A 23300-nucleotide genomic window follows, 5' to 3' on the forward strand; every position below is an offset into this window, starting at 1 on the left:
ATTGTTATTTTGCACCAAATGCAGTTTAAAGACATCATCGGACAGGAACAGATCAAGGCGCAGTTGGTACAAACGGTTGCCGAAAACAGGGTGAGTCATGCTCAGTTATTTCTGTCTACAGAAGGGAGTGGCGCTTTGCCACTGGCCATCGCGTATGCACAATACATCAATTGTCTTGATAAACAGGATGATGATAGCTGTGGGAGCTGTTCTTCCTGTAGGAAGTACGAGCGTTACATCCATCCCGATCTGCATTTTTCCTATCCTTTTTTCGCCTCTAAAGATGCCAGAATTGCCGTAGATGTGATCGACGAATGGCGCAGTATGCTCCTGGAAGATCCTTATTTTGATATGGACATCTGGCGTTCCAAGTTGAATGCGGAAAATAAACAGGCCAATATCAATATTGCCGAATGTCACGACATTATAAAAAAGCTGAGTTATAAAGCTTTTGAAGCAGAGACGAAGGTTTTGATCATGTGGCTCCCTGAATATCTGGATAGAGAAGGGAACTCTTTGCTGAAAATCATTGAAGAACCGCCTGCAAATACTTTATTCTTGTTGGTGGCGAATAATCAGGAGCAAATCTTGTCGACCTTATTGTCGCGGACACAAATTGTGAAGATTCCGAAGTTACCACATGATACCATTGAGCATTACTTAACCGAAAAGCACGGAATGCCGGAAGAGCAAGCTACAGAATATAGCTTCCTTGCAGATGGAAATCTGATTGAGGCGAAATTATTACTCGCCAATACTCAGAATGGTAATGCCGATAAATTTGCCGAATGGTTGAGGATGGGTTATGGTAACCGCGTTTTGGAACTCAGTACTTTTGTGGACCAGGCCGCAGGTTGGGGTAGAGAAAATCAAAAGAATTTTTTAAAATATGGGATTAATTTTCTGAGGGAATGTAGCCTCCTGCTGAGTGATGCAGAAGTGCTGGTAAAACTGCCTGCAAGAACATTAGATACCGCAAAAAAGCTTAGCGAAAAGGTATTGGATTTACCGATGGCGGAGGCCATTATTCAGGAACTGGAACGCGCTCATTACCATATTGAAAGGAACGCCAACCCTAAAATTCTGTTTTTAGATGTATCTTTACAATTGGTAAAAATAATTAAGTTTAAAACGCTCCCGAAAGGGACTCAATATATATACAATTAACTATGGGATGTGGAAGTTGTTCTACAGGTGGCGGTTGCGCCCCCTCAGGCTGCAAAAGTAATGGCTCATGCCTTACTGGAGGCTGTCAGAAATTAGAAGTTTACGATTGGCTGTCGAATTTAGACATGCCCTCAAATTATATACCTTTTCAAGTAGTAGAAGTTAAATTTAAAGGTGCCAGGAAGGAATTTTTCCTGAACAACGAGAACATCTATCTTGAAATCGGGGAGTTAGTGGCCGTAGAAGGCCCTACAGGTGGTTACGACATTGGTCACATTTCTCTAACCGGAGAATTGGTGCGTATGCAAATGAAACGCCGTAAGACCCCGATTGATCAGGTAACCAGAAAGATTTACAGAAAAGCAACAGAAGCGGATGTAGAGAAATGGAAATTGGCAAAAGGGCTGGAATGGGAAACCATGCATAAAGCCCGCACACTGGCTTTAGATTTACGTCTATCGATGAAAATATCTGATGTAGATTACCAGGGTGATAAAACCAAGGCGACTTTCTTTTATACTGCTGAAGGACGTGTGGATTTCAGGGAGTTGATCAAGAAAATGGCGGAAACGTTCAGAATCAGGATCGAGATGCGCCAGATTGGAATGAGACAAGAAGCTGGCAGACTGGGCGGAATCGGCTCATGTGGCCGTGAATTGTGCTGTTCTACCTGGTTAACGAATTTCAAAACGGTGTCTACTGCTGCTGCAAGGTATCAGAATCTATCTTTAAACACCTTGAAACTTGCCGGACAATGCGGAAAGTTGAAATGTTGCTTAAATTATGAGCTGGATACTTACCTGGATGCTTTGAAAGATATCCCGGATCGCATAGAAAACCTGCAAACGGAAGTTGGCGTTGCGCGTCACCAGAAAACCGACATCTTTAAGAAACTAATGTGGTTCAGCTATCCAAATATGGAAGACTGGATTCCATTAAAAGTGGACCGTGTGAAAGAGATCATGGCCATGAATAAGAAAGGTTTGAAACCGAATAACCTGAAAGAAGAAGCGGTAGAACTGGTTTCTACAACTGTGATTGAGAAAATCCCTGATTATGAAAATGTAGTTGGACAGGATAGTTTAACTCGTTTGGATGATAAGCCTCGAAATAAAGGTAATCGCAACAATAATAACAACAATAGAAATAGCGCAGTACGTACTGCTGATCAAAGACCAAATAACAACCCTAACCGGGGAGATAAAACGGCCAGACCGGAGAAACAGGCGAGACCTGCACAGCCAGCAAGACCACGCCCGGAAGGCAATAAAAATGCCCCTTCTGGTCAGCCAGCAGGAAATCAACAGCCAAAAGGACAAAGTCAGGCTGCCAATGCAGCTCCTCCTAAAGCACAACAAGCTGGTGGTAATCCAGGGCAACCTAAAGGTCAGCCTAAAGGACCAGCTAAAGCGCCAAACAATCCGGCTAAAGTTGCTGGAACACCTGCAAATGCAAGCCAGCCTAGGCCAGCGGCACCAAAAGCGCCAGCACAGCCAAAAGCAGTACCGGCAGCAACGGGTACTGAGGCAACGGCAGCTGCTGCAGATGGGACTACCCCGACTCCAAAGCCGAGTCGTAACAACAGAAACAGAAATAATAACCGCAGAAAAAAACCAACGGATAAGCCTGCAAATGAATAATTTTAAAGCAGTTTTAATGCTAATTACGGGGATCATAGCCACTCTTTTGAGTGGTTGCGATCCCCATAATGTGATTGATAATAATGTTTCTATGCCCTCCAGGAACTGGAGTTATGACCATAAGGTAAAAGCAGTAATCGAGATTACCGATAGCAACAAGCCTTATAATATCTATTTCAAACTTCGCCATACCGCTGATTATGGCTACTCCAACATCTTTGTGTTAATGCACCTGCGTAAGCTAGGAGAAAAAAAACAGAGCAGACGCTACGAATATCGTTTGGCCCAGCCTGATGGACAATGGAATGGTGCCGGTTCCGGAAACCTTTTTACCTATACTTTGCCTTTATTAACCAATTATAAGTTTCCCGCTCCGGGAAAATATGAGTTGGAAATAGTGCAAAATATGCGTGATAACCCATTAAAAGAAATCAGTGATGCAGGGATAAAGGTTTCTGAAATACTGCCTTAAGTCAGCATGTTTTTTTAAGTATTTCCCGCCCTCTTCATGGTGTGAATCCTTGATTTAAGCATTAAATAATCGGCTTCCAGCTCCTCAAAAGCCTTATCCTCTATTCTTTTACCTGTCTTTATCTCCTCCAGTTGTTGGAGATAACTGCTTTGAGTATGGATGAACCTGAACTCCAAGTCGCTTATTTTAGCCTTTCCTTTATTTTTTAGTTTCTTTTCTGAAAGAATTTCCTGTTCTCTTTCCAAGGGTATTGTGGGTAACACTTCCTGTTCGTTTAAGGTGCCGAGGTATATACTATTGGAAATACCTGTGCCATCCGCACTCCTCAGGCTTGCATAGACGGCTATTGGCGCCAATAGCTCCTCTTCGTATAGTTCTATAAAATGCTGGCCATCGCATCTTTTAGCAGCATTCAAGAATTCATCCGCCTTCTTCTTAATCGGGTAATAAAGAAGGATCATCAGTTGATCATCGTATTCTTCTTTTTTATAGTTTAGTTTCGGATCCCAATTAAATTGCAGTCCTGTTGCTGTTTTTTGAAGCTTTAAATCAGAGATTTGTGATAAGTCCCCCTGGCTGAGGATTACTTTTGAATAATCGACCTGAATATCGGGGTAGAGCCCTTTTAAAGCATGCTTTTTGTGGTAAGCGGTGGCCAGGTTGTGTGGACTTTTATCTGTTCCCTGTACTTGTAATGCGAATCCCAGATTGATAAATTTTAGCATTGAGCTGAGCAGTTTGGTGGTAACTGCCATCGCCTGACAATTGGCTAGCTGTAATGGACTTTGTGGTCCGGGGTCACCAATTTTTCTGCAAATCGTTTTTCCTTTTCGCTGATAGAAGACTAAGCTTCCGATTTTTCCATTGGGTACCCCAAGGATGGTTTGTGCAATGATTGCCATAATCTTGTGTTTAAATGAATCAATTTATTTTGATCATCTCCTACACAAGGATAACTAAAGATTACCTAAGTTCCTGAAAAAGAATGAGTATAGAGTGTTAAGGGACCAGGAAAAACTGGGGGATTTGATCCGGTTTTTATGGGCCTTTTAATGGGCAATTAAACGGGATAAGCCCTAGCAAACCCCTACCAGAAAACTGGCAGATCTCCTGTGGAGTAGCGTTCAATTCCAGGTCTACAGGAGATCTTTTATCAGTGTATTTGTTACAGTAATGGAAGCAATTGTTCCAGTGCCATACCTCTCGAACCTTTCAACAGGATCAAGCTATCTGCAATGGATTGCTTTTGGAGGAATTCTTTGGCTTCTGCCGGACTCTGGAAGAAATGCCCCCTATGTTGCCCCTTTTCTTCATAGAAGTGCTTTCCAATGAAAATGAGTGTGTTTACAAGGGTTTTTTCTGCTGCTGCAATGATTAATTGGTGTTGGCTTGCAGATTCATTACCTAGTTCAAACATGTCCCCAATTATTGCCACTTTATGAGCTGCAGAAAGGGATTCAATATTGGCAAGGGCAGCGATCATGCTGCTTGGATTGGCATTGTAGAAATCACAGATTACCATGTTTTTATCTGTTTTACTCAGTTGTGAACGGTTGTTCTTTGGTTGATATCCAGATAAGCCAGCATTGATCTGATCGGCCGTTAACCCGAAGAAATGACTGATTACGATGGCAGCAAGTATGTTTTCAAAGTTATAAGCCCCGGTAAGCTGGGTATGGATTTGGTAATTTGCCTGCTGATCCGTCCAGGAAAGTTCCAGAAAAGGATCTGTTTTGAGTAGTTTTCCGGAAATCGTATTGTCTGCTTCAGTGCCATAATACACGGTTTTTGCGAGAGCAGCAGTAGCCGTCATTTCCAATAAATAAGGATTGTTGCGGTTGATGAAAGCGGTGCCATCGTGTTTTTTAAGGTAGGCGAAAAGCTCTGCTTTTCCTTTTTTAACCCCTTCAAAACCGCCAAATCCCTCTAAATGTGCCATGCCTACATTGGTAATCAGGCCATGAGTAGGTTGCGCGAGTTCACATAGAAATTCGATCTCTTTTTGGTGATTTGCCCCCATTTCGATCACCGCAATTTCTGTCTCAGCGGTTAAAGAAAGTAAGGAAAGCGGAACGCCAATATGGTTGTTAAGGTTGCCTTTAGTGGCAAAAGTCTTGTATTTCTCAGAAAGAACGGCGTTGATCAGTTCTTTGGTAGTGGTTTTTCCATTGCTTCCAGTGAGGCCAATTACCGGAATATTTAATTGTTGACGGTGGTGTTTGGCCAGTTGCTGTAAGGCAGTCAGCACATCGGGCACCAAAATTGTACGCTGATCAATTGAATAATCAGGGTTGTCGATGATGGCATATGCTGCACCAAGATTTAAGGCTTGCTCGGCAAAGGAGTTGGCATCAAAATTTTCTCCTTTGAGGGCAAAGAAAAGACAGTCTTTGGTAATGCTCCTTGTATCGGTGCATATCGTACGGTAATCTAAAAAATGTTGATACAGGGAATTGTTGGTTGACATGTGCTTAAATCTAAATGATATGGTAAAATTACACTATGAAAGAGAAACAAAAAATATTCTTTAGTATTTTGGAGTCTTAAATCCTGATTATGAAGTATTATTTGCTCTCATTTCTGCTGTTGCTGATTGGACTAAAGCCTGCGGAAGCGCAATTAAAGTCGCCAGACGAGTTTTTGGGATATCCTTTAGGGAGTAAATTTACACCTCATTATAAAGTATTAGAATATTTTAAATACCTCGGTTCCGTAAATAAGAACATCAGAATTCAGAAATATGGGAAGACTTATGAAGGAAGAGAGCTGCTGGTGGCCATCGTCTCCGCAAAAGAGAACATAGATAACCTGGAAGCCATCAGAAAGCAAAACCTAAGCCTGAGTAATGCGGAAAGAATTTTGAGTAATCCTGAGAAGGGTATCAGCACTGAAAAGAGCACATTCAAAGGGAAGCAACCGGTTATTTTATGGCTAAGTTATAACGTACATGGCAATGAGGCGAGTTCTACAGAAACTGCTTTAAAAATGCTGTTTACGCTGGCAGAGGCCAAATCAGTAAATGTTCAAGCCTGGTTAAAAAATACGGTGGTGATCATTGATCCATGCCTTAATCCGGATGGCAGGGAGAGATATCTAAACTTCTTCGGCTCAACCATGGGATTTCAACCCAACCCTAATCCTTCTTCAAGAGAGCATATTGAACCTTGGCCAAGTGGACGCTCCAATCATTATTATTTCGATTTGAACAGGGACTGGGCATGGCAATCCCAGGTAGAAACGCAGCAGCGATTGGATTTATACCAGGACTGGATGCCCGAAGTACATGTGGATTTTCATGAACAAAGTTATAATGAGCCCTATTATTTTGCACCTGCTGCCGAGCCGATTCATCAGGACATTACTCCATGGCAAAGGAATTTTCAGGTGACAGTAGGGAAAAACAATGCGAAGTATTTTGATCAGAACGGTTGGCAGTATTTTACGAAAGAGCAGTTTGATTTGCTGTATCCTTCATACGGGGATACCTATCCTTTGTATAATGGTGCGATCGGGATGACTTATGAGCAGGGCGGAATCGGTGCTGGACTGGCGGTAGTTACGATAGATGGAGATACACTGACTTTAAAAGACAGAATTGCGCATCATTTTACTACAGGAATGGCCACACTGGAAACGGTTTCCATTCACGCAGATCGATTAATTGAGGAGTTTTCGAAGTATTTTGAGAAAGGAGTGCTGAATCCTCCGGGTACTTATAAAAGCTTTGTGATCAAGGCCCAGAATAGCTATCGACTGCAGCAATTGGCTGCGCTTTTAAAAAGGAACCACATTCAGTTCGCTTATGGTCTGGACAAGGAATTTACAGGCTATAGTTATGAAACAGGCAAAAATGAGCGCTTTAAAGTGGAGCGCAACGACCTCGTTATTAATTTAAATCAGCCAAGGGCAGTATTGGCAAATGTATTAATGGAGCCGCAAACTACAGTGAGCGATTCTAATACTTACGATATTACAGCCTGGGCATTGCCTTATGCTTTTGGTTTGCCGGCTTATGCCAGTTTGGAGCTGATTAAGGGACGTTTTCCTGAGCAGGAAGAAAAGAAAGAAGTTTTTCCTGTGGTAGCGCGGCCTTATGCCTGGATTTTACCCTGGAATGGCTTACCGGATGCACAGGTATTGATGGAACTGCAAAAGGAAAGTATAAAGGTTCGCATTGCAGAAGACGCTTTTACGATTGGGGGACGTAAATTTGGAAACGGCTCTCTATTGGTATATCGTACAGAAAATGAGCGGCTAGTACCAACGCTAGCCTCAAAAATGACCGCTATTGAAAAAAGAATGAAACAGCCTTTTTATCCGGCCGCCAGTGGATTTGTGGATCGAGGCAAGGATTTTGGTTCTTCTGCCTATCGGATCCTCAATACGCCAAAGGTGGCTATTGTTGCAGGACCAGAAAGCTCCCCGCAAAGTGTAGGAGAGCTTTGGCATTATATGGAACAGGAACTGAATTATCCGGTCAGCTTGATTGGGTTAAAAAATATTGATAACCTGAATCTGAATAAAATAAATGTCTTGATCTTACCTGATGGTACCTATCCAGTTGAAACGATGGAAAAACTCGAAGATTGGATAAAGATCGGGGGAAAGGTGATCCTATTGGAGGATGCGGTTCAAAGTGTGACTGATTCCAAGCTTTTTGAAGTCAAAAAGAAGGAAGAAGTAAAAGAAGAAGAGGTGTTGATCAATCCTGCATTATACGCAAACCGGAATTCGGTAGACCTATCTGATGCGATTCCAGGCGCGATATTTAAAGTGCATCTGGATGCAGGGCATCCACTTTCTACGGCTTTAGGGGCCTATTATTATGCTTTAAAAACGGACGACCATGTTTATGCGCCTTTAAATAGAGGCTGGAATGTAGGCTTATTTAAGCCAGATAGTTATATGGCTGGTGTAGCAGGTAAAAAGGTGGTTAAAACCTTAAGTTCAGGAATGACATTGGGCGTTCAGTCTCTGGGTAAAGGGACTATTGTTTATATAGGAACAGACGTATTGTTCCGCTCTTTTTGGGAAAACGGGAAGCAATTGTTCTTAAATGCGCTGTTTTTGGTCGACTAATTAGCGAGTTTTTCCTTCATTTCTTATTTGTTCATCCAATATCTGATCATTTAAACCAGCTTGATCATGTTTTATTATGGTTTCTTTTAACTAGAAAAAAAATCTATTCTTCAAGATTTTTGAAGCATTCTATATTTCTCCTCTTTTTGCCGGGCTGAGCTGCTTCTATTTGGTGCAGCTTTAAAAATCAGTCTTGTATGTGTGTAATGGCGCCTGATGCTTTTTCACAGGCTAAACTTTAAAAGTCTTTCATTCTCTTAAATCATGATGCTTTGACAATTTTTTAATCAATAATTAAGTAGTCTTTTTTATTGCTGAGAATTTTTGATGCGCCATTTTTTAGTAATCTCAGCGCTTTATTTTAAAAGAGAAATGCCTTTGGTTTTCTTGTTTTTAAAGTTCTGACGAAAAAATGAGTTAAATTATTCTAACTAAGTTAGAATAGCAAAACACTGCTACTTAGAGTAAGTTTATCGTGACAAACGAATCAAATATCAGTTTTATGTTGTATTGAGAAATTTTATGTGGTTTTATTGATGTATACCAAAATTAAGTTCAAAAAATAGTGTCATTGAATTGTCATTTGTCTTTTACGTCAATTTTCTTTGAACTCCTTAGGCCTAACAATACTTAAATTTAAGTAATGATTTAACAACCTAATTTTAATCGACTTATGAAAAAACTTGTACAAAGTTTGCTCATTTTGATTTTTATCGCAGGTACTGCGATGGCTCAAAATCGAACAATTAATGGTGTAGTTACGGACAAGGAGGACGGCAAGCCGCTTCCCGGAGTAACTGTCAGAGTGAAAGGCACTAAAATTGGTACGCAAAGTAATAGCGACGGAAAGTATGCTATAGAAGCACCAAGTAGTGCAACGGAACTCGAATTCTCTTATCTGGGATATTTGACTCAGGTAAAACCCATTTCTTCAGGAAATGTAATAAACGTAACCTTATCTTCTGATTCCAGAGCCTTGAATGAGGTAGTTGTAACCGCACTGGGAATCAACAAGGCAAAGAAGACAATTGGTTATGCCGAAACAACTGTTAGATCCGAAGAAATCAATAAGGCTGCTCCAGTGAGCATGCTTGGTGGTTTACAAGGTAAAGTTGCCGGCGTTACAATTTCCAACTCTTCTGGTTCTCCAGGTGGTTCAACGAAGGTTATTCTGAGAGGTTTCACCTCTATCGGTGGAAGTAATCAGCCTTTGTATGTAATTGATGGTGTTCCCTTAGATAATTCAAGTATTGGTTCTGACAGTAATTATGACTTTGGAAACAATGCGAATGACATTAATCCAAACTCTATCGAAAGCATGAGTATCCTGAAAGGATCAGCTGCAACCGCGTTGTATGGTTCAAGAGGGTCGAATGGTGTAATCCTGATCACCACCAAAAAGGGGGCAGCAGGAAAAACGGTGATCGAGTTCTCTCATGCCAGCACACTGACTCAGGTGGCTACTGTATTTAAGGTACAGGATGTATTCGGTCAAGGTTGGGATGGTACTTTTATCCCTTCGGAAAATGGTAACTGGGGTCCTAAATATGATGGCATCGTCCGTCCATGGGGTGCAATCGTAGATAACTCTCAACTGTTAAAACCTTTCTCCTACATTAAGAACAACGTAAGAGATGCTTTAGACAATGGTTTGGAGCTAAACAGTAATATCGCCATTAGTGGTGGTAATGACTTGAGTACTTTTTACTTCTCTTATGGAAATGTATTTAGTGATGGTTATTTGCCAACCAATGCGGATTCTTATAAAAGGAATAACATAACCTTAAAAGGGTCAACTAAACTTGGTGCCTTTTCAATTGATGCGAGCATGAACTACGTGACTAAAACACAAAGGTTTGTGGCACAGGGACAAGGGATATCAGGTGTGGGTTCTTCTTTTTATGAGGATATTCTACAAATTCCAGGAGATATTCCAATCAGGGATTTGCAGGATTATAAGAACAAGTTCTTTAACGTAGACAATTATTTCACGCCATACGCGGAAAACCCTTACTATTCTATCTATGAAAATGGTAGCCGTTATAAAAATGACCGTATCTATGGGAATGTAAATATGGGCTATAAAGTGAACGACTGGTTGTCACTACAATTCCAACAGGGAGCGGATGTGGACAATGCAGGAGATAAACAATGGCACAATAAAAATGCACCTTCTGTTGGGAGTTATAATGCAGGAGGAAATGTGGAAGGACAAAGTAGGGCTCCCGATGTAGGACGTGTAATAGAAGAGTCGATTAAAACTTTCGAGTTTGATTCCAAGTTTAATGCCATCTTCAAGAAAACTTTTTCGGATTTTGAGTTAGATGGATTAGTTGGGGTGAATTATAACGATAGAGGTTCCAGATTTTTAACCACCTCTGTGGAGGATCTGGCCATTCCAGGATTCTTCCATTTGAGTAATAGTGCCAATAAGCCAACGAGTGCGGAAGTAGAATCCCACCGCAGGTTATTTGGTGCCTATGCTACTGCAACTTTAGGATACAAAAACAATTTGTTCCTGACCGTAACCGGAAGGAACGACTGGACTTCTACGCTGGCACCAGGAAATAATAGTTATTTCTACCCGGCAGTGAGTTTAGCTTATGTGGTATCTGATGCTTTTGACCTGAAAAAAACACCAATTAGCTTCTTAAAATTAAGAGCCAGTTATGGTGAAACAGGTAGTGATACACAACCTTACCGTATTAATGACGTGTTAAATCCTACGAATGTTCCTCTAGGATTTGGAAACATCGGTTTTCCAATTTTTGGTGTGGCAGGATTTACCATCGCGAATACTTTAAATAATAAAGACCTGAAACCTGAAAGAGTAAAAGAGTACGAATTCGGTATGGATATCAGGTTCCTGAATGAAAGAATTGGTTTAGATGTTACTTATTTCAACAGAAATAGAAATGACCAGATTCTTCCAGTTCCAATTGACCCGGCATCCGGTTATCAGTTTAAAATATTAAACTTCGGTAAAGTAAGAATCCGCGGTATTGAGATGGCTTTAAATCTGAAACCAGTAGTGAGTAAAGATTTCAACTGGAACATGACTTACACTTTCTCAAGAGCGCGTAATACTGTATTGGAATTACCAGAGGGATTAGATAAAGTGATTATTAATGGTGCTTATGAAGCAAATTTAATTGCTGAAAAAGGTCAGCCTCTAGGGGTATTGGAAGCTCCGGGACCAGAATATGCGCCAGATGGCCGTATTGTAGTGGATGCTACGGGTTTTCCTGTAGTGGCTACCGAGAATAAGAAATATGGTAATATTCAACGCGATTTTGCCATGGGTTTAACGAATATGCTTTCTTATAAACGCTTTGGACTTGGTTTTACGTTTGATTACCAAAAAGGTGGCGTATTCTATTCCGGAACAGCAGATTTGTTAAACTTCGTTGGTGCGGATAAAAAGACACTCTACAATGATCGTAAACCTTTTATTGTGCCTAATTCGGTACAGAAGGTGACGGATGCAAACGGAAATCTAATCAGATATGAAGAAAACGTAACGCCTATCCTGGAAGGAAAAATCGATGATTATTATTATCCAACTACCAATAAAGCCTTAGTTTACAGCAACCGTATTCTGGATAAAACCTTCCTTAAATTAAGAGAAGTGACTTTGAGCTATAGTCTGCCTGAGGCTATTGCGGCTAAGATCCTTGCAAAAAGGGCAACTGTTTCCGTATTTGGAAGAAACCTGGTTACCTGGCTACCTAAATCTAACAGCACCATCGACCCTGAGGTTTCCAATCAAGGAAATGATCTTGCAGGTGAGTTTGGTGAGTTTAGAACAGCACCACCAGTGAGATTCTTTGGGGCATCATTAAAAGTTTCATTTTAATTATTTGAGCGATGAAAAATATAACTAACTATATAAGGCCACTGATCCTATCCGGCTTATTCTTCCTGACCTTTGGGTGTAAGAAGACCCTGGATGTCAATGTTGATCCAAATAACCCAGCTATTGAAGCGGCTTCCCCGGAAGTATTGTTTCCATCTGCTGTCATGTCTACCGCAGGTCGCGTAGGTGGCGATATGGCAATTTTGGGAGGAATTTGGTCTCAATATTGGACGCAATCTTTCGCCTCCAATCAATATAAAACCATTGATACTTACAACTTGACCAGAACTGACTTTAACGGAGGTTCCGATCAGCTTTTTGCCGGGGCGCTTGCTGATTATCAGTTGGCAATTAAAAAAGCACAGGATGCCAGCGATTGGCGTTACAACCTGATGGCGACAGTTATGAAGGCCTATACCTATCAGGTATTGGTTGATCTTTATGATCAACTCCCTTATACTGAAGCTTTCCAGGGTTCGGCAAATCTGCAGCCTAAATATGATGATGGCTATTTCATTTATCAGTCCTTGCTGACGGAGATTAATACTGCCTTAACGAAAGATTTTACCAGTATTCCTTTAACAGGAAGCCAGGCAAAAGGGGATTTCCTTTTTGCTGGAGATATGGCTCGATGGGTGCAGTTTGCCAATACTTTGAAATTGAAAATGTATTTGCGAATGGTAAATGCGAAGCCTGCAGAAGCAGAGGCCGGAATCAGGGCGCTGTATACGGATGGTGCTAATTTCTTATCCGTTGGTGCAGGTATCGCCAAATTTGAAGATAGTCCGAATAACAGTAATCCAATGTATGAGTCTAATGTGAGGCGCCTAAATACGACTACAAATTTAAGAGCGAGTTATACTTTTAGCAGTTGGTTGATTGAGAACGAGGATCCTCGTGCCACTAAATATTTTGGTACAGCAAGTCCTATTGGACAAAATCAAGGTGATTTTGCCGCTACACAGCAAGAACAACCAACTTATGCAAATGCAAGCGTTGCTGCTCAAAAAGCAACAGATCCAGTTTGGTTTATTTCTGATTCAGAGTCTTTCTTTATGCAGGCAGAGGCTTTGGAGCGTTATTTTGCGGGTGTAGGTGCTGAAGCGCTATATAATCAAGGTATTGAGGCATCTTTCACTGCATCGGGTTCGTCTTCTGATGGTTTCGTAGGTACAGGGGAGCTATACGCTTATCCAACAGCCGGAAGTTTTGAAACAAAATTAGAGGCGATCATTACGCAAAAATGGGCTTCTTTGCCAGGATCTCATGCTTTGGAAGCGTTTTTTGAGCAACAACGAACTGGCTATCCAGTAACTTCTCCAGTATATTCAACAGCAGATAGTTATATTCCAGGACAATGGGTGTACGCAAAAAATGGTGTTACCGGTGGTGGTAGATTCCCTAAACGACTGGTTTGGCCTGCTTCTTCAAGGGATAGAAACATCAATGTTCCTACAGAAGTTCCAATCTATGTTAAAGTGTGGTGGGGTAAATAAGTGTTTGATTTTAAATTTAAACCAGAGTCATGAAAAAATATTTAAATATCATAGTAATAGGGATTCTAGCCATGACGTTCTTGTCGTGTAAGAAGGAATCCTTTAATTATCCTCCTGGGACGGTAGGGATTTCTAAGATCACCTATTTCCCGATCATTACAATGAAGGGGGAAAAGTACTTTATAGTAGCAAAAGGTGGAACTTTTACTGATCCCGGAGCAACGGCAAAAGTAGGTACCGATGATTCACCCGTAGTGGTATCTGGGTCTGTAAACACTTCGGTGGCAGGCGTCTATGCTGTAACTTACTCAGCTGAGAATGCAGATGGTTTTTCTGCTACAGCAACGAGACAGGTGATTGTATACGATACTCAGCCTGATGCTGCTGCCAGAGATTTTTCAGGTAAATACCTGCGCGCTTCAAATAGCGTAGCCTCTAACTGGAAGAAAATTGGTCCGGGAGTTTACCTGGTAGCCAATCCAGGAGGTGCACCAGGTGCTGATGGCATCATTGTAGTTGCCGTAAATCCTACCGGATCTGTCATTTCTATTCCACCGCAGAATACGGATTCCGGTGCCTGGGCCTCAAAAGATGAGAGCTATAACCTCGCTGGAAACACTTATTCATGGGTAGTGGTAAATGCAGGTTACGGCCCGGCATTAAGGGTCTTTGTTAAACAAATTTAAAACAGCGCAACATGAAAAAATACATATATATACTCTCGCTATTTATTATTGGCCTTTCTGCCTGTAAGAAGGAGGAGGAAGTTGGAGGGACTGCTGTTCAGGAGGTTTCCGGCGAATGGTGGGTCCAGTTGAAGGTAGGTGGCCAATTTACCGCCAGTTATGGAGAGGACTATTACAAGGTGATCACCTATAATACTTCGGATAATTCGGCCACACAAATGTGGCTTGATGTGAGTTCCATCTGGGCAAATTCGAATAATAATGAAATGGTTTTTGCAAAAGTTAATGTAAATGTGCCGGATCTTTCCTTTTCTGCGGATAAAGCTAAGAATGCCGGAGCCTATTATGATCCAACAATGACCTTTAATGTAACTAAAGGTAAGGTGACTAAAAACACCTATGTAGGACCAGCGTCAAAAGCAGTATCTGATGGGATTTCATTTGAAATTGAGTTTTCTGATGATCCAGGAACGATTTACCAACTTTCTGGTTATCACCGGACTAAATTCCCGGAAGATGACCATTAAGGTTGCTTAGCGGAATAGCAAATGAAAAAGGTTGGCTCGTCTTTAAAGATGAGCCAACCTTTTTTTTTATAACTTATTTTAAAGGAGCTATTTATGTTGATGTTTGGTTTTTTACACCGCCAAGGCGTATTTTGTAAGTAGCAATAGTTCAGGTAATTGTGTTTTGTTGCATTTTTTTAATAAAAAGACAAAAATATGATAAATGACTCAATTATATCAGAAATCTTACATATCTTAAGGAAACTATTAACTAACCTAAATTTTAATTTTTTATGAAGAAACTTCTACGGAGTTTGTTCATTCTGTTGTTTATTGCGGGATCTGCAATGGCACAGGAGCGGACAATTACAGGAACAGTTACGGATAATGGCGACGGAAAGCCACTACCAGGAGTAACAATTCGACTAAAAGGGGCTAAAGGTGGCACTCAGTCGGCGGCAGATGGACGTTATTCCATTAAAGTGCCCTCAGGAATAACCAGCCTGGAGTTCTCTTACCTGGGATATACAGGTGTTACGAAACCAATAGGCAGTAGTAATGTTGTCAATGTGAGCATGGGTAGCGATGCAAATGACCTTAATGAGTTGGTTGTAGTTGGCTATGGTACCCAGAAAAGAGGCGAAATCACAGGAAGCACCGCTTCGGTAAGTGGGGCAGCTATTGCTGAGAAACCGGTTCAAAGTTTTGAAGCTGGTTTGGCCGGAAGAGCTTCTGGTGTTCAGATCACGGTCCCTACGGGAGTATTAAATGCACCACCAGTATTTAGAATTCGGGGAACAAACTCAGTGTCGTTGAGTTCTCAACCGCTTTTTGTAATTGATGGAATTGTAGCAACTACAGGAGATCAGTCTTTAACGGCTACGGCCTCAAATCCTTTATCAAGTATCAATCCCAATGACATTGAAAGTATTGACATCGCGAAAGATGCAGCTTCAACAGCTATTTATGGTAGCCGTGCAGCAAATGGGGTAGTTTTTGTAACTACTAAAAAAGGAAAAACAGGGGTGCCACGAATAAATTATGATGCTTGGGTGGGTTGGTCGAGCCCTTATCGCCTTCCGGAATTATTGGATGCTTTTCAATATACAGATTATAAAAATGAAGCGGTTGCAAATGCAAATTCAATTAGACCAGGGAGTGTGAATATTCTGGTAGGAGGTGTTTCAACTCTTCCAAAATTTGCATTAACGAATGGACCGGATGGGACACCTATTAATACGAATTGGCTGGATTATGCTTATCGTACAGGCTTCTCTCAGAACCACAATGTCAATGTATCTGGTGGAACAGAAAGCACCAAGTATTACCTCGGTGCAGGATATACGAACCAACAAGGTATCTATGAAAAGAATGATTTCAAAAGAATGAATGCCTTGTTTAACATTGACAGTAAGATCAATGATTATTTATCTGTTGGTGGTAAGTTGTCTTATTCCAATGAGCAGAATCTAGCTGCAATTAGCAGTGGTTCATTGTTTGGTGAAGCTTATGGCACAGCTGGAGTGGCAAGAACTGCAATAGTAAATGCGCCCAATGTTTCTCCATATAATAATGATGGATCTTACAATCTGGGTGGGACTTTTGTTGGTGCGATGAACAATGTGGTGGCAAGTAACCAGGTTGGGTTTTATAATTTCGTGCAGATCCTTGACAAGAACAGAGAAAATAATGAAACAGACCATGTACTGTCAAACATTTACATACAGGTTAATCCGGTAAAATGGTTGAATCTACGTTCTGTGTACGGCATCGATTATATTGGTAGTGATAATGATGTTTTTTACAATCCGATTCATGGGACAGGTCAGGGTCCTAATGGGGAAGGTATTGGTACTTTTAGAAAAAGGAAGAATTGGACCTGGACGAATACTGCACAGGCAGTTCATAGTATAGACAAACATAACTTCAATCTGTTATTAGGTCAGGAGCAACAAAGGAATACTGTTCGTGGATACGGTATTGATCGTCAGGGATTGACAGACCCTGGATATGATAATGTTCAGGCAGGTTTTACGCTGAACAATGCTTCAGGTATGGCTAGAGGTGAAAATTATTTGCTTTCCTATTTCGGGCGTTTAAATTACAATTATGATGGAAAATATTTCTTGAGTGCTAATTTAAGGCAAGATGAATATTCTGCGCTTGGACAGAAAAAAGGAACTTTCTGGGGTGCTTCTGCAGGATGGGAAATCACTAAAGAAAACTTCTGGATCAATTCAAGTATGAGCGATATTTTTAGCAGCTTCAAGCTAAGAGGAAGTTATGGTAAGGTAGGGAATATTGGAGGAATTGAAAATTATGCAACATTTACAACTTTTAGTCCGGGCTTATACGGAGGTATCGCTTCCTCGGTATATAATGCTGCAGGTAATAAGGAGCTGAAATGGGAAACTAGTAAGAAAACTGATATAGGCTTTAACTTTGGTGTGCTAAATGACCGCTTAACTGCAGAGGTAGCTTATTATAAAAACAATATTGATGGTTTAATTATCAATGTTCCTCAGGCACCTTCAACCGGTGTTCCTTCCAGTATCTTATTGAATGCAGGAAGCATGTATAACAGAGGTTTTGAATTTGCCATTTCTGGTAAACCGGTGATGACGAATGATTTCAGCTGGACCAGTAATTTTAATATTTCCTTTAATAAAAATGAAGTTACGGCATTAGCGCCCGGTTTAAATGAGATCATTTTTGCAACAGGTAGCACGGCTACAGGAGAGAATGTAAACAGAACAGCTCCAGGTTATTCTCTAGGTTATTTGTATGTAGTGAAAACAGGGGGGGTAGATCCAGCAACCGGAAGAAGAATATTTATTAATGGCGCTGGAAGAAAAGTGACTTATCAGCACATTAACCCAGCATTGCAGCCTAACTGGAGATATCTGGACGACGGTACTGCTGCGCCTGCAATTACACAGGCAGCTGACGGGGTGATGTATAAAAATACTGCTCCAAAAGCTTATGGTGGATTTGACAATACTTTTCGTTATAAAGGGTTTGACCTAAATGTAATGTTGACTTATCAACTTGGATTTTATGTTTCTTATGGAACAAATGCAGGTTTGCATGACCAACGTTTCTGGAATAATGCAGTTGATGTTTTGGGCCGTTGGAAGCAAGCAGGTGATGTGACAGAGTTTCCAAGACCAGTATATGGAGACAATGTATCTTACGGAAATACCATTCCATTAGACATCAATGTATTCAAGGGAGATTTTGTGAAACTTAGAAACCTATCTCTTGGCTATACGATTCCTCAGCACTTATTGAGTAAGTATAAACTCAGCAATTTAAGATTTTATGTATCAGGGCAGAATCTGGCTATCATCACGAAATATCCAGGACCAGATCCTGAAGTGGCTTCGAATGGGGTGAATGCTGCAGGTCAGGGTTCAGATAGGAATTCCGGACCTAATGCAAGAACGTATACAATGGGGCTAAGTCTAGGTTTTTAAGACTCAAAATTATCAATCATGAAGAAAAGAAATTTATATATAGCGACGCTAACCACGATCGCGGTTTTGTCTGGCTCCTGCAAAAAGGAGAAGTTAAATCCTGTTCCTGAAACTACCGTTTCAATTGAGTTTGCTTTTGATACTCCATTTCGTATTGAAAGTCAGGCGATTTCCTTATACACCTCACTAAAAGCCGGGACGCTATATGGCGGACGCTACTTGGTATATGGTAATGTTAGAGGGGATGATTTTATCAATGAGACCTCTAATCTTGTGACGGCATCAGATGTTTGGAGTATGAATGTGGCCAATAGTGCAACCTCTGTAAAAACGCTATGGGCGCAAGGTTATCTGGCTATAAACCGTTGTAATGTGTTTATTGACGGAATGGCAGCGAAAGGAACCGGCGTGGTAGGCGAGGCTGTTGCCGCAGGGTATATTGCTGAGGCACGTTTGGTTAGGGCACTTACTTATTATAGCTTATTGCAATTATATGCACGTCCATATGCTGATGGTGATGGTAGCAAACCTGGGCTACCATTGAGGTTGACAGGTGTGATCAGCCAAGGTTTTTCGGATATGGCTAGAAGCTCTGTTGCAGATGTTTACAAGCAAATTCTTGCTGATTTGGATTTTGCAGAAGCGAACCTGAAGCTGACAAATGCAAATGCGATCTTAAATACGACAAGGGCACATAAAAACACAGCGATTGCATTAAAAACAAGGGTATACTTATCTATGGGTAAATATCCGGAAGTAATTCTTGAAGCCAATAAAATAGTTCCTGCTGTTGCCCCTTTTAAAGCAACTTCAGGGGTGGTAAATGAGATGCAGCCCGATATTACTACGGTATTTAAGGCTCCGTATACCACCACAGAATCTGTGTTTTCACTACCTATGGGTACAAGTGCATCGCCTTTGGATTATCCAGGAACACAAAACTCAATGGCTAGTTATTTCTATTTTACGAATGCTACACCAGGTACTACGGAATTCTCGCTTAATTCTATTGGTATTGTCTCGGATGTAAGTTGGAAAGCGACCGATAAGAGAAGGAGTTTGGTGTTCAAGGCGGCCAGTGGGAAGCAGTTTGTTTCAAAATTTATTGCTCCTAATCCGTATACAGACTGGGTTCCTGTGATTCGTTGGTCGGAAGTCTTGTTGAATCTTGCCGAAGCAAGGGTAAGAAGTACAAATTCTATAGATCCACAAGCCTTATTGTTGCTTAACGCCGTTCGCCAACGTTCGGATGCAACTACTACTTTGGCGCCAGCATCGGTAGCTGATTTCACTACAGCATTACTGACTGAAAGACGAATAGAGTTTTTAGGAGAAGGCTTAAGGGCTCCTGATTTGACACGTTTGTTACTGCCGATTCCAGGAAAAGGAGGAGCACCGGGTAAACTGCCAACAGAGAGTGGGTATATCTGGCCAATTTCTTCTGATGAATTATCGTTGAATAAACTAATGAAAGACAATAATTAATGTTTTGCAAATAACGGAGGTTGACTCGCTAATTTATAGCTTGGAAACCTCCGTTTCTTTCCTGTAATTTTAAAAGGTATTTTTTGAATGGAATAAATTTAGTTTTTTGTGTTTTCTGTCGGGGGGAGTAAATATTTTCATTTAAGTCGTTAAAAAATGTTAAATATTGTCATGCTGCTGATGTTTGGATTTTTATTTAGAACAAACAAGCAGAAAACGGTGTTGGTCGTCAAAATAATGGCGTTTTTAGCATTCATTGAGGCAAACAAACCACTGTTTGTAAGTGTCATTTTATTGTCATTTGTTTTTCTTGGTACCCATTTCTGGTAGGCAGGCATACTAAATCGCCTATATTCAGTCATTATTAACTAACCTAAATTTATTTTTTATGAAAAAACTTTTACAAAGTTTGTTCATTTTGATGTTCGTCGCAGGATCTGTGATGGCTCAAGATCGGACAATTACTGGTACGGTTACGGACAGAACTGATGGAAAACCACTCCCGGGCGTAACTGTAAGGCTCAAAGGAGCAGTTGGTGGCACGCAAACTGGTGGAAATGGTAAATATTCCATAACAGTGTCAAAAAATGCTACAGCAATTGAATTCTCTTATTTGGGTTTTCTTACAGCAGTTAGATCAATTGGGTCTGCTAACGTAATTGATGTTGCATTAGAAAATGATTCAAAAGGATTAAATGAGGTTGTAGTAACCGGATATGGTGTGCAGACCAAAGCAAGTAACACTGGTGCACAGGCTTCTATTAAAGGAGAACAGCTAGCTAATGTTCCAAATGCGAACGTTGCAGCCTCACTTCAAGGTAAGTTACCTGGTTTAATGGTATTGGGTAACTCAGGTAAACCTGGTGATCCACCATTTTTACGTGTTCGTGGTACCTCTTCTATTACAGGTGGAAATCAACCATTGATCCTAGTGGATGGTGTTGATGCACCTAACCTTAACTCGGTAAATCCTAACGATATTGAAAATGCGACCTTATTAAAAGATCCTTCTTCTACGGCCATTTATGGTTCAAGAGCAGCAAATGGGGTGTTATTGATTACGACTAAAAAAGGGAAAATGGGTGAAGCTAAATTCACTTATGATTTCCAAAGTGGTATCAGAAAGCGTAATAAGGACAATTTTGACCTAATGAATATTCCTGATAAATTGCAGTATGAATTTGATGCAAAATTCCAGAATGATCAGCTAAAATCAGCGGTTAATGCTGGAATTACTGCCGGAAAATACCCAGCTAATTCGAGTATCTTCACTATTCCGGTTGCAGATAGAAATGCTATGTGGAGTACTTTAGAGGCAGTAAATCACGATTGGGCTGATGATTTGTTCCGTAAAGGAAAGGTACAGAGTCACCAGTTAGGTTTATCAGGAGCTACTGAGAAAATGACTTATTATTTTAACCTGAATCGTTATACGGAAGATGGTATTGCTTTTGGTTCTTCATTTAAAAGAACTGGTGGTCGTTTAAATACAGAATATAAAGCAAAAGAATGGTTAAAAGTTGGTACAAGTATTACTGGTGCTTATACTAGTGATACAAATGTTCGTGAGAGTTATAACGTATTGTCTCCGTTTGGATCTTTTTATTTCTTAAACTCTTACGAGCCATTAAGATTGCCTAATGGAAACTATAACCCAACCAACCAGGGATTAAATCCAATACAATCGATCTTAGATGCCCCTGCCATTGCCAATAGAGTATATGCAAGTGGAAATGCTTTTGCTGACATCACGCCGATTGAAAACTTATTGGTGAGATCAAGTATTGGTATGAACTATACGAAAACAGCTGCGGAAACATTTTATGTTCCTGGCTCACCTGTAGATGCGGCAATTTTTGGAACAGCTGCTCCAGGTTATAAAGATGACAATGGTAATGAAAATTTCTTCTATATCTGGAGTAATACAGCTTCATATTCTAAGAAAATTGCTGATGATCATGAATTAAATGGTTTAATCGGGTTCGAATATTTGCAAAGTAAAGGAACTGCTTATCAGTTCAACAGTAAAGGTTATCCTTCAAAAGATACTTATTACAGTACTCAGAATAACGGGGCAAGACCAAATTCGGTTACCTCATCAAGAACAGCCTGGACTCAGGTTTCGTATTTCGGAAAGTTGGGATATAATTATAAGCAAAAATATTTTGCGGATGCTTCCATTAGAAGAGATGGTTCATCGAGATTCGGTACTGACAATCGTTTTGGTACATTCTGGTCTGCTGGTGTAGCATGGAATGCGATCAAAGAAGATTTCATTCAGGAGGCTATGGGATCAGTTGTTGATCAATTGAAAGTAAGAGCATCTGTTGGTACAACTGGTAACAATCAGATTGGTAACTTTGATTCTCAAGGTGTTTACTCTTTCGGTAAATACAATGGACAGAGTGTAATTGGCGAGACCGTATTGGGTAACGCTAATTTATCATGGGAAGACAACACTGCCTATAACATAGGTTTAGAGTTTGCGATGTTTAATAACCGTTTAAGAGGTAGTTTTGATTATTACGAAAGATACTCTAAAAACCTATTGTACAGAGTTCCTAAATCACAAACAACAGGTTTTACCAGTCGTTTAGAAAATGCGGCTGAATTGTCAAATAAAGGTGTAGAGTTTAGCATTGATGGTGACGTAATCAGAAACGATGACTTTACCTGGAATTTAAGCTTTAACATCTCTAACAATAAAAACAAAGTTGAAAAACTTTACGGGGACGTAAAAGAATTGCCAGGAGCTTACACGACCTTAAAAGTTGGGTTACCAGTAAACACTTATTATTTAACACGTTGGGCAGGAATTGATCCTCAGACAGGTGAAGAGATGTTCTATGATAAAAATGGAAATACTTTCAGTGATGTAACTAAAGTTGGAGCAAATCAGGTAGCACTTAATAAATCAGCTAACCCAAAATACTTCGGTACAATTGGTACATCTGTTGCTTACAAGAGCCTTACATTGAGTGCATCATTGTTCTATAATTATGGAAACTATATCTATAACATCGTATGGAGAGATTTAGTGAACCAAGGAAATGATCCTTCAACACCACAGGCTGCTGATGCATTGAATTATTGGAGAAAACCGGGTGATGTGGTAAAGTATAAAGCTCCTGTAGCCGGCGCGGCTCAACCTGATGCTGTAGATAAATATCTTCAGAAAGGTGATTATATTCGCTTAAGAGATGTAATGTTGAGCTATGATCTTCCAAAACAATGGATAAATAAAGTGAAACTTCAGAATGTACGTGTGTATTTACAAGGAACTAACTTGTTTACTCATGCTTCAGATTACAAAGGAGATCCAGAGGTAGGAACAGGTAACAATGAACGTACTGATCAACCTGGTGTACTTTCGCTATACCCATACACACCATCTAGAGCATTTACTTTTGGTGCAAGTATTACATTCTAATTTTAAA

13 protein-coding genes are annotated in these 23300 nt (G+C 40.5%); 11 read left to right on the forward strand and 2 right to left on the reverse strand.

Annotation, left to right across the window (positions count from 1 at the left end):
• Nucleotides 1-18 precede the first annotated feature (18 nt).
• The 3 genes from R2S10_RS14025 to R2S10_RS14035 are packed head-to-tail and all read left to right on the forward strand — an operon-like array spanning nucleotide 19 to nucleotide 3279.
• Nucleotides 19-1167: a hypothetical protein gene (locus R2S10_RS14025; protein WP_316841047.1), complete on the forward strand. Its 1149-nt coding sequence runs from the start codon at nucleotides 19-21 to the stop codon at nucleotides 1165-1167.
• 2 nt (nucleotides 1168-1169) lie between these two features.
• Nucleotides 1170-2807: a regulatory iron-sulfur-containing complex subunit RicT gene (gene ricT / locus R2S10_RS14030; protein WP_316841048.1), complete on the forward strand. Its 1638-nt coding sequence runs from the start codon at nucleotides 1170-1172 to the stop codon at nucleotides 2805-2807.
• Nucleotides 2800-3279, forward strand: a complete 480-nt coding sequence (locus R2S10_RS14035; RefSeq protein ID WP_316841049.1) for a gliding motility lipoprotein GldH — start codon at nucleotides 2800-2802, stop codon at nucleotides 3277-3279. The genes ricT and R2S10_RS14035 overlap by 8 nt, the downstream gene beginning before the upstream one ends.
• A 14-nt stretch (nucleotides 3280-3293) precedes the next feature.
• Here R2S10_RS14035 and R2S10_RS14040 read toward each other — a convergent pair whose 3' ends face one another.
• Nucleotides 3294-4181, reverse strand: coding sequence for a DUF6266 family protein (locus R2S10_RS14040; RefSeq protein ID WP_316841050.1), 888 nt, complete (start codon nucleotides 4179-4181; stop codon nucleotides 3294-3296).
• A 263-nt stretch (nucleotides 4182-4444) separates the two neighbouring features.
• The gene (locus R2S10_RS14045; RefSeq protein ID WP_316841051.1) at nucleotides 4445-5746 is read right to left on the reverse strand and encodes a UDP-N-acetylmuramoyl-tripeptide--D-alanyl-D-alanine ligase; all 1302 of its coding nucleotides are present in this window, start codon (nucleotides 5744-5746) and stop codon (nucleotides 4445-4447) included.
• A gap of 89 nt (nucleotides 5747-5835) precedes the next feature.
• On the opposite strand from R2S10_RS14045, the gene R2S10_RS14050 reads away from it, so the two are divergent.
• From R2S10_RS14050 to R2S10_RS14085, 8 genes are all read left to right on the forward strand, one after another.
• Entirely contained in the window at nucleotides 5836-8358 is a 2523-nt protein-coding gene (locus R2S10_RS14050; protein ID WP_316841052.1) for a M14 family metallopeptidase, read from the forward strand.
• Nucleotides 8359-9031: 673 nt separating this feature from the next.
• Nucleotides 9032-12214 (forward strand): SusC/RagA family TonB-linked outer membrane protein, encoded by a 3183-nt coding sequence (locus tag R2S10_RS14055; protein ID WP_316841053.1) that lies wholly within the window; start codon nucleotides 9032-9034, stop codon nucleotides 12212-12214.
• 11 nt (nucleotides 12215-12225) lie between these two features.
• Nucleotides 12226-13710 (forward strand): SusD/RagB family nutrient-binding outer membrane lipoprotein, encoded by a 1485-nt coding sequence (locus R2S10_RS14060; protein ID WP_316841054.1) that lies wholly within the window; start codon nucleotides 12226-12228, stop codon nucleotides 13708-13710.
• 29 nt (nucleotides 13711-13739) lie between these two features.
• Nucleotides 13740-14396, forward strand: coding sequence for a DUF5011 domain-containing protein (locus R2S10_RS14065; protein WP_316841055.1), 657 nt, complete (start codon nucleotides 13740-13742; stop codon nucleotides 14394-14396).
• A gap of 11 nt (nucleotides 14397-14407) precedes the next feature.
• The gene (locus tag R2S10_RS14070; protein ID WP_316841056.1) at nucleotides 14408-14923 is read left to right on the forward strand and encodes a lipid-binding protein; all 516 of its coding nucleotides are present in this window, start codon (nucleotides 14408-14410) and stop codon (nucleotides 14921-14923) included.
• A 272-nt stretch (nucleotides 14924-15195) separates the two neighbouring features.
• Nucleotides 15196-18378: a TonB-dependent receptor gene (locus tag R2S10_RS14075; RefSeq protein ID WP_316841057.1), complete on the forward strand. Its 3183-nt coding sequence runs from the start codon at nucleotides 15196-15198 to the stop codon at nucleotides 18376-18378.
• Between the two features lie 18 nt (nucleotides 18379-18396).
• The gene (locus tag R2S10_RS14080; RefSeq protein WP_316841058.1) at nucleotides 18397-19863 is read left to right on the forward strand and encodes a RagB/SusD family nutrient uptake outer membrane protein; all 1467 of its coding nucleotides are present in this window, start codon (nucleotides 18397-18399) and stop codon (nucleotides 19861-19863) included.
• Nucleotides 19864-20251: 388 nt separating this feature from the next.
• Nucleotides 20252-23293: a TonB-dependent receptor gene (locus R2S10_RS14085; RefSeq protein ID WP_316841059.1), complete on the forward strand. Its 3042-nt coding sequence runs from the start codon at nucleotides 20252-20254 to the stop codon at nucleotides 23291-23293.
• Nucleotides 23294-23300: the final 7 nt, after the last annotated feature.

The sequence above is a fragment of the Pedobacter gandavensis genome, from assembly GCF_032678745.1.
Taxonomy (GTDB): Bacteria; Bacteroidota; Bacteroidia; order Sphingobacteriales; family Sphingobacteriaceae; genus Pedobacter; species Pedobacter gandavensis_C.

Excerpts from the sequence above, each read along its gene's own strand:
- R2S10_RS14025 (WP_316841047.1), top strand. The coding sequence starts at position 19 with ATGCAGTTTAAAGACATCATCGGACAGGAACAGATCAAGGCGCAGTTG.
- ricT (WP_316841048.1), top strand. The coding sequence starts at position 1,170 with ATGGGATGTGGAAGTTGTTCTACAGGTGGCGGTTGCGCCCCCTCAGGC.
- R2S10_RS14035 (WP_316841049.1), top strand. The coding sequence starts at position 2,800 with ATGAATAATTTTAAAGCAGTTTTAATGCTAATTACGGGGATCATAGCC.
- R2S10_RS14040 (WP_316841050.1), bottom strand. The coding sequence starts at position 4,181 with ATGGCAATCATTGCACAAACCATCCTTGGGGTACCCAATGGAAAAATC.
- R2S10_RS14045 (WP_316841051.1), bottom strand. The coding sequence starts at position 5,746 with ATGTCAACCAACAATTCCCTGTATCAACATTTTTTAGATTACCGTACG.
- R2S10_RS14050 (WP_316841052.1), top strand. The coding sequence starts at position 5,836 with ATGAAGTATTATTTGCTCTCATTTCTGCTGTTGCTGATTGGACTAAAG.
- R2S10_RS14055 (WP_316841053.1), top strand. The coding sequence starts at position 9,032 with ATGAAAAAACTTGTACAAAGTTTGCTCATTTTGATTTTTATCGCAGGT.
- R2S10_RS14060 (WP_316841054.1), top strand. The coding sequence starts at position 12,226 with ATGAAAAATATAACTAACTATATAAGGCCACTGATCCTATCCGGCTTA.
- R2S10_RS14065 (WP_316841055.1), top strand. The coding sequence starts at position 13,740 with ATGAAAAAATATTTAAATATCATAGTAATAGGGATTCTAGCCATGACG.
- R2S10_RS14070 (WP_316841056.1), top strand. The coding sequence starts at position 14,408 with ATGAAAAAATACATATATATACTCTCGCTATTTATTATTGGCCTTTCT.
- R2S10_RS14075 (WP_316841057.1), top strand. The coding sequence starts at position 15,196 with ATGAAGAAACTTCTACGGAGTTTGTTCATTCTGTTGTTTATTGCGGGA.
- R2S10_RS14080 (WP_316841058.1), top strand. The coding sequence starts at position 18,397 with ATGAAGAAAAGAAATTTATATATAGCGACGCTAACCACGATCGCGGTT.
- R2S10_RS14085 (WP_316841059.1), top strand. The coding sequence starts at position 20,252 with ATGAAAAAACTTTTACAAAGTTTGTTCATTTTGATGTTCGTCGCAGGA.